A 6,285-nucleotide genomic window follows, 5' to 3' on the forward strand; every position below is an offset into this window, starting at 1 on the left:
CGGTGAGCGTTGCGCCACCGGGCAAGACAGACACTTACGCCGCAGGCAGCTCAGCCAGCGGCCAGCGTGGGCGCACAGAAACGCTCAAATCCGCCGTCGCGCCTGCTTTCGCACGCACCATGCCCGCGTAAGCGATCATCGCGCCGTTATCGGTGCAAAATTCCGGACGCGCGTAAAACACTTCGCCGCGACGTTTTTGCATCATCTCCGCCAGCTTCGCGCGCAGCGTGCGGTTAGCGCTCACGCCCCCCGCCATCACCAGGCGCTTAAAGCCGGTCTGATCCAGCGCGCGTTTGCACTTGATCATCAGGGTATCCACCACCGCATCCTCGAAGGCGCGAGCGATGTCAGCGCGAGTCTGATCGTCATTTTCATTGTTGCGAATAGTATTCGCCGCAAACGTTTTCAGGCCTGAGAAGCTGAAATCCAGCCCCGGGCGGTCGGTCATCGGACGCGGGAAAACAAAACGTTTTTCAACGCCCTGAGACGCCAGTTTCGACAACATTGGGCCACCCGGATAATCCAGGCCCAGCAGTTTGGCGGTTTTATCGAAAGCTTCACCGGCGGCATCATCAATGGACTCGCCCAGCAGTTCGTACTCGCCTATACCGGTCACGCTGATCAACTGGGTATGACCGCCGGAAACCAGCAGCGCCACAAACGGAAACTCAGGCGGATTCTCTTCCAGCATCGGTGCCAGAAGGTGCCCTTCCATGTGGTGAACCGCAATCGCCGGAACATCCCACGCAAACGCCAGCGAACGCCCTACGGTGGCGCCAACCAGCAGCGCACCGACCAGACCCGGGCCTGCAGTATAGGCAACCGCATCGATATCTTTTGGGGTCAAACCGGACTCTTTCAGCGCCGCCTGAATCAGGGGAACCGTTTTACGCACGTGGTCGCGCGACGCCAGCTCCGGCACCACTCCGCCGTAATCAGCGTGTAATTTCACCTGACTATACAGTTGGTTGGCTAACAGACCTTTTTCGTCGTCGTAAATGGCGATGCCGGTTTCATCGCAGGATGTTTCAATACCCAGTACACGCATGGCTTAATTTACCTCTTTTCTGTACCGCGCAGTGTAGGGCGAATGCGGGTCGATGTATACCCTGAGGGGTGAGTTCGTGTATACTCTTACCCCTTACAAAAGTCCCGTTCAAAAACGGCATTGGTGCTTTACAAAGCAGCATGAGTTGCAGTAAAATTCCGCACCATTTTGAAATAAGCTGGCGCCGATGCCAGCGGCAAACCGAATTTATCAAAGGTGAGAGTTACATGCCGGTAATTAAAGTACGTGAAAACGAGCCGTTCGACGTAGCACTGCGTCGCTTCAAGCGTTCATGCGAGAAAGCAGGTGTTCTGGCGGAAGTTCGTCGTCGTGAGTTCTATGAAAAACCGACTACCGAACGTAAACGCGCTAAAGCTTCTGCTGTGAAACGTCACGCGAAGAAACTGGCTCGCGAAAACGCACGCCGTACTCGTCTGTACTAATCTGTTGAGGGCACACGCCCTCAATGGTCAGACTGAGTTATAGTCGTAAGGCCGTGCTTCCGGAAGGAATGCGCGGCTTATTTTCGTTTATGCGTTAGCAAATACACAAAATCATTCAAGACGCATCACGGCGGCAAGGGAGTGAATCCTCAGCGCTTACATCAGTAAGTGACAGGGTGAACGAGCGCAGCCAACGCAGAAGCAACTTGAGGGATAAGGTGTAATTTTACGGGGCCTATGGCTGGACGAATTCCACGCGTATTTATCAATGACCTGCTGGCCAGAACCGACATCGTCGATCTTATCGACGCGCGGGTAAAGCTCAAAAAGCAGGGCAAGAACTACCATGCGTGCTGTCCGTTCCATAACGAAAAAACCCCCTCTTTCACCGTAAACGGTGAAAAACAGTTTTACCACTGCTTTGGCTGTGGCGCCCACGGGAATGCTGTCGATTTCCTGATGAACTACGACAAGCTCGAGTTCGTGGAAACCGTCGAAGAACTGGCGGCTATGCACAACCTTGAAGTGCCTTACGAAGCAGGCAGCGGTCCGAGTCAGATAGAACGCCATCAACGACAAACGCTTTACCAGCTGATGGACGGTCTGAATTCGTTTTACCAACAGTCTCTTAAGCAACATGCAGCTGAACCTGCGCGTCAGTATCTGACACAGCGCGGATTGAGCGACGATGTGATTGCGCGTTTCGCTATTGGCTACGCCCCGCCCGGCTGGGACAACGTGTTAAAGCGTTTTGGTGGCAATAGCGAAGATCGTAAATCTCTGATCGATGCCGGCATGCTGGTGACAAACGATCAGGGACGAAGCTATGACCGTTTCCGCGAGCGGGTGATGTTCCCCATTCGCGACAAACGAGGCCGGGTAATTGGTTTTGGTGGACGCGTGCTGGGTGACGGCATGCCGAAATACCTCAACTCCCCGGAAACCGATATTTTCCACAAAGGTCGCCAGCTGTATGGCCTTTATGAAGCCCAGCAGGATAACGCTGAACCCCGGCGTTTACTGGTGGTCGAAGGCTATATGGACGTGGTCGCGCTGGCGCAGTACGACATCAACTACGCGGTTGCGTCGTTGGGAACGTCCACCACCGCCGACCACATTCAGCTCCTGTTCCGGGCGACGAATAACGTCATCTGTTGTTATGACGGTGACCGTGCCGGACGCGATGCCGCCTGGCGTGCGCTGGAAACTGCACTACCTTATATGACCGACGGGCGCCAGCTGCGCTTTATGTTCCTGCCCGACGGTGAAGACCCGGATACGCTGGTGCGTAAAGAGGGCAAAGCGGCGTTTGAAGCGCGGATGGAGCAGGCTCAGCCACTCTCCACGTTTCTGTTTAACAGCCTGATGCCGCAGGTGGATTTGAGCACACCAGACGGACGCGCCCAGCTGAGCACGCTGGCACTGCCGCTGATTTCTCAGGTTCCGGGCGAAACGCTGCGCATTTACCTGCGCCAGGAGCTCGGCAACAAGCTCGGCATTCTGGATGACAGTCAGCTTGAGCGTTTAATGCCTAAACTGTCTGAAAGCGGTGCGGTTCGCCCCGCGCCACAGCTAAAACGCACAACCATGCGTATACTGATAGGGTTACTGGTGCAAAACCCTGAGCTGGCGCCGCAAGTGCCGCCGCTCGCGGGGTTGAACCATGAAAAGCTGCCAGGACTTGGCTTATTTTCAGAACTGGTCAACACGTGTATGTCGCAACCAGGTCTGACTACCGGCCAACTGTTAGAGCACTATCGCGGCACAAAAGAGGCCGCCACCCTTGAAAAACTGTCGATGTGGGACGATATAGCTGATAAGGACATTGCAGAAAAAACGTTCACCGACTCACTCAATCATATGTTTGATTCGATGCTTGAACTGCGCCAGGAAGAGCTGATTGCTCGTGAGCGTACACATGGCTTAAGCAGCGAAGAGCGCCGGGAACTCTGGATGTTAAATCAGGAACTGGCGAAGAAATAAACTGAACAAAAACCGTTCACGTTGTATCAAAGCAGAGACAACGTGAAGGATGCAGCATTTAACGGCTTAAGTGCCGAATATCGATCGGGAAGCCCCCGGCAGCCGCACTGAGAGGCAGCGGCAAAAATATAAGTACGCCCTCGCTTCAAAGGTTGGCAGCGACACCGCCGACACCAATTAAACGAATTAAGTGTGGATACCGTCTTATGGAGCAAAACCCGCAGTCACAGCTGAAACTTCTTGTCCAACGTGGTAAGGAGCAAGGCTATCTGACCTATGCCGAGGTCAATGACCATCTGCCGGAAGATATCGTCGATTCAGATCAAATCGAAGACATCATCCAAATGATCAACGACATGGGCATTCAGGTGATGGAAGAAGCACCGGATGCCGATGATCTGTTGCTGGCTGAAAACTCCAACAACACCGACGAAGATGCAGAAGAAGCCGCTGCACAGGTGTTGTCCAGCGTTGAGTCTGAAATCGGGCGTACCACTGACCCGGTGCGCATGTACATGCGCGAAATGGGCACCGTTGAACTGTTGACCCGCGAAGGCGAAATCGACATCGCGAAACGCATCGAAGATGGGATCAACCAGGTTCAGTGCTCCGTTGCCGAATACCCTGAAGCGATCACCTATCTGCTTGAGCAGTACGATCGCGTCGAAGCCGAAGAAGCGCGTCTTTCTGACCTGATCACCGGTTTTGTCGATCCGAATGCTGAAGAAGATCTGGCGCCAACCGCGACCCACGTCGGTTCTGAACTGTCTCAGGAAGAGATGGATGATGACGAAGACGAAGAGGAAGAAGACGGCGACGATGACAGCAGCGATGACGACAACAGCATCGATCCTGAGCTGGCGCGCGAGAAATTTGGCGAACTGCGCACCCAGTACGAACTGGCTCGCGACACCATCAAAGCCAAAGGCCGCAGCCATGCCGCCGCTCAGGCCGAGATTCAGAAACTGTCTGAAGTTTTCAAACAGTTCCGCCTGGTGCCGAAACAGTTCGACTACCTGGTGAACAGCATGCGCGTCATGATGGACCGCGTTCGTACTCAGGAACGTATCATCATGAAGCTGTGCGTTGAACAGTGCAAAATGCCGAAAAAGAACTTCATCACTCTGTTCACCGGCAATGAAACCAGCGAAACCTGGTTCAACGCGGCTATCGCGATGAACAAACCCTGGTCTGAAAAACTGCACGATGTGGCTGATGATGTTCAGCGCGGCCTGCAGAAACTGCGTCAAATCGAAGAAGAGACCGGCCTGACTATCGAGCAGGTTAAAGATATCAACCGTCGTATGTCCATCGGCGAAGCGAAAGCCCGTCGTGCGAAGAAAGAGATGGTTGAAGCTAACTTACGTCTGGTTATTTCTATCGCGAAGAAATACACCAACCGTGGTCTGCAGTTCCTGGATCTGATCCAGGAAGGTAACATCGGTCTGATGAAAGCGGTTGATAAGTTTGAATATCGTCGCGGTTACAAGTTCTCCACCTACGCAACCTGGTGGATCCGTCAGGCGATCACCCGCTCTATCGCGGATCAGGCGCGCACCATCCGTATCCCGGTGCATATGATTGAGACGATCAACAAACTCAACCGTATCTCCCGTCAGATGCTGCAAGAGATGGGCCGTGAACCGACGCCAGAAGAGCTGGCTGAGCGCATGCTGATGCCAGAAGACAAGATCCGTAAGGTGCTGAAAATCGCCAAAGAGCCTATCTCCATGGAAACGCCAATCGGCGACGATGAAGATTCGCATCTGGGTGATTTCATCGAGGATACCACCCTCGAGCTGCCGCTGGACTCTGCGACTACCGAGAGCCTGCGTGCCGCCACTCACGACGTTCTGGCGGGCCTCACCGCGCGTGAAGCGAAAGTCCTGCGTATGCGTTTCGGTATCGATATGAATACCGACCACACGCTGGAAGAAGTGGGTAAACAGTTCGACGTTACCCGCGAACGTATTCGTCAGATCGAAGCGAAGGCCCTGCGCAAACTGCGCCACCCGAGCCGTTCTGAAGTTCTGCGTAGCTTCCTCGACGATTAATCGGCTATGAAAAGTAAAAAGCTCCCAACCGGGAGCTTTTTTTTCATCTTTTTCAGCACAGCAGAACCACAAGCCCTTACCGCCCTCGCACCATCAACGCCTCATCGAGTTCGCGATAGGCTTCGACCAGCTTGTCGAGCGTCGCCCTGTTCAGCCCACTCGGATTTGGCAGCACCCACACCTGCGTTATGCCAATGGTAATCCTCTGTTTGCCCCACTGCGCCCCGCGCTGGCTAAAGGCCTGCTCATACGCCTGCTTGCCAAGGATCGCCAGCGCCGAAGGCTGGTAATCTTCTATTTTCTTCACCAGTTCCCGCCCGCCGCTGCGCAGCTCATGCAGATTCACCTCTGTAGCCTGAACTGTCGGGCGCTCCACCAGCATGGTAATGCCGCAGCGGGTATCCAGCAGATGCTGCTCCTCTTCAGGCTTGAGCAGCCGATCGGTGAATCCTGCCTGATGAATGACCTTCCAGAAACGATTGCCCGGATGGGCAAAGTGAAAACCCGTATGGGCGGAAGACTTGCCTGGGTTGATCCCGCAGAACACCACCCGCAGCCCCGGTGCCAGAATATCGTTGATCATCTCACTCCCCGATGAATGTATCTTGTAGTTAGTATAAAGGATTGATAATGCGTTGTTTATAAAAACAGCAGGCAGGAGGGAATGGCTGGATTGCAGCAGGGAGTTACTTTATAATTCACCGCCACGGCCCCTTAGCTCAGTGGTTAGAGCAGGCGACTCATAATCGCTTGGTCG

5 protein-coding genes are annotated in these 6,285 nt (G+C 54.2%); 3 read left to right on the forward strand and 2 right to left on the reverse strand.

Going from position 1 to position 6,285, the window contains the following annotated elements; genetic code table 11:
* Positions 1-34: 34 nt before the first annotated feature.
* Entirely contained in the window at positions 35-1,048 is a 1,014-nt protein-coding gene (gene tsaD, locus ETG88_RS08665) for a tRNA (adenosine(37)-N6)-threonylcarbamoyltransferase complex transferase subunit TsaD (protein WP_100778874.1), read from the reverse strand.
* A 227-nt stretch (positions 1,049-1,275) separates the two neighbouring features.
* Here tsaD and rpsU point away from each other — a divergent pair, with 227 nt between their 5' ends.
* From rpsU to rpoD, 3 genes are all read left to right on the forward strand, one after another.
* Positions 1,276-1,491, forward strand: a complete 216-nt coding sequence (gene rpsU, locus ETG88_RS08670; RefSeq protein ID WP_001144069.1) for a 30S ribosomal protein S21 — start codon at positions 1,276-1,278, stop codon at positions 1,489-1,491.
* A 237-nt stretch (positions 1,492-1,728) separates the two neighbouring features.
* On the forward strand, positions 1,729-3,474 hold the full coding sequence (dnaG, locus tag ETG88_RS08675; RefSeq protein ID WP_129035181.1) for a DNA primase: 1,746 nt from the start codon (positions 1,729-1,731) through the stop codon (positions 3,472-3,474).
* Positions 3,475-3,680: 206 nt separating this feature from the next.
* Positions 3,681-5,528, forward strand: a complete 1,848-nt coding sequence (rpoD, locus tag ETG88_RS08680) for an RNA polymerase sigma factor RpoD (RefSeq protein WP_100778872.1) — start codon at positions 3,681-3,683, stop codon at positions 5,526-5,528.
* Positions 5,529-5,604: 76 nt separating this feature from the next.
* On the opposite strand, the gene mug is transcribed toward rpoD, so the two are convergent.
* Positions 5,605-6,111: a G/U mismatch-specific DNA glycosylase gene (gene mug, locus ETG88_RS08685; protein WP_129035182.1), complete on the reverse strand. Its 507-nt coding sequence runs from the start codon at positions 6,109-6,111 to the stop codon at positions 5,605-5,607.
* Positions 6,112-6,285 lie beyond the last annotated feature (174 nt).

It is taken from the genome of Lelliottia nimipressuralis, from assembly GCF_004115925.1.
Classification (GTDB): domain Bacteria; phylum Pseudomonadota; class Gammaproteobacteria; order Enterobacterales; family Enterobacteriaceae; genus Enterobacter; species Enterobacter nimipressuralis.

Excerpts from the sequence above, each read along its gene's own strand:
- tsaD (WP_100778874.1), bottom strand. The coding sequence starts at position 1,048 with ATGCGTGTACTGGGTATTGAAACATCCTGCGATGAAACCGGCATCGCC.
- rpsU (WP_001144069.1), top strand. The coding sequence starts at position 1,276 with ATGCCGGTAATTAAAGTACGTGAAAACGAGCCGTTCGACGTAGCACTG.
- dnaG (WP_129035181.1), top strand. The coding sequence starts at position 1,729 with ATGGCTGGACGAATTCCACGCGTATTTATCAATGACCTGCTGGCCAGA.
- rpoD (WP_100778872.1), top strand. The coding sequence starts at position 3,681 with ATGGAGCAAAACCCGCAGTCACAGCTGAAACTTCTTGTCCAACGTGGT.
- mug (WP_129035182.1), bottom strand. The coding sequence starts at position 6,111 with ATGATCAACGATATTCTGGCACCGGGGCTGCGGGTGGTGTTCTGCGGG.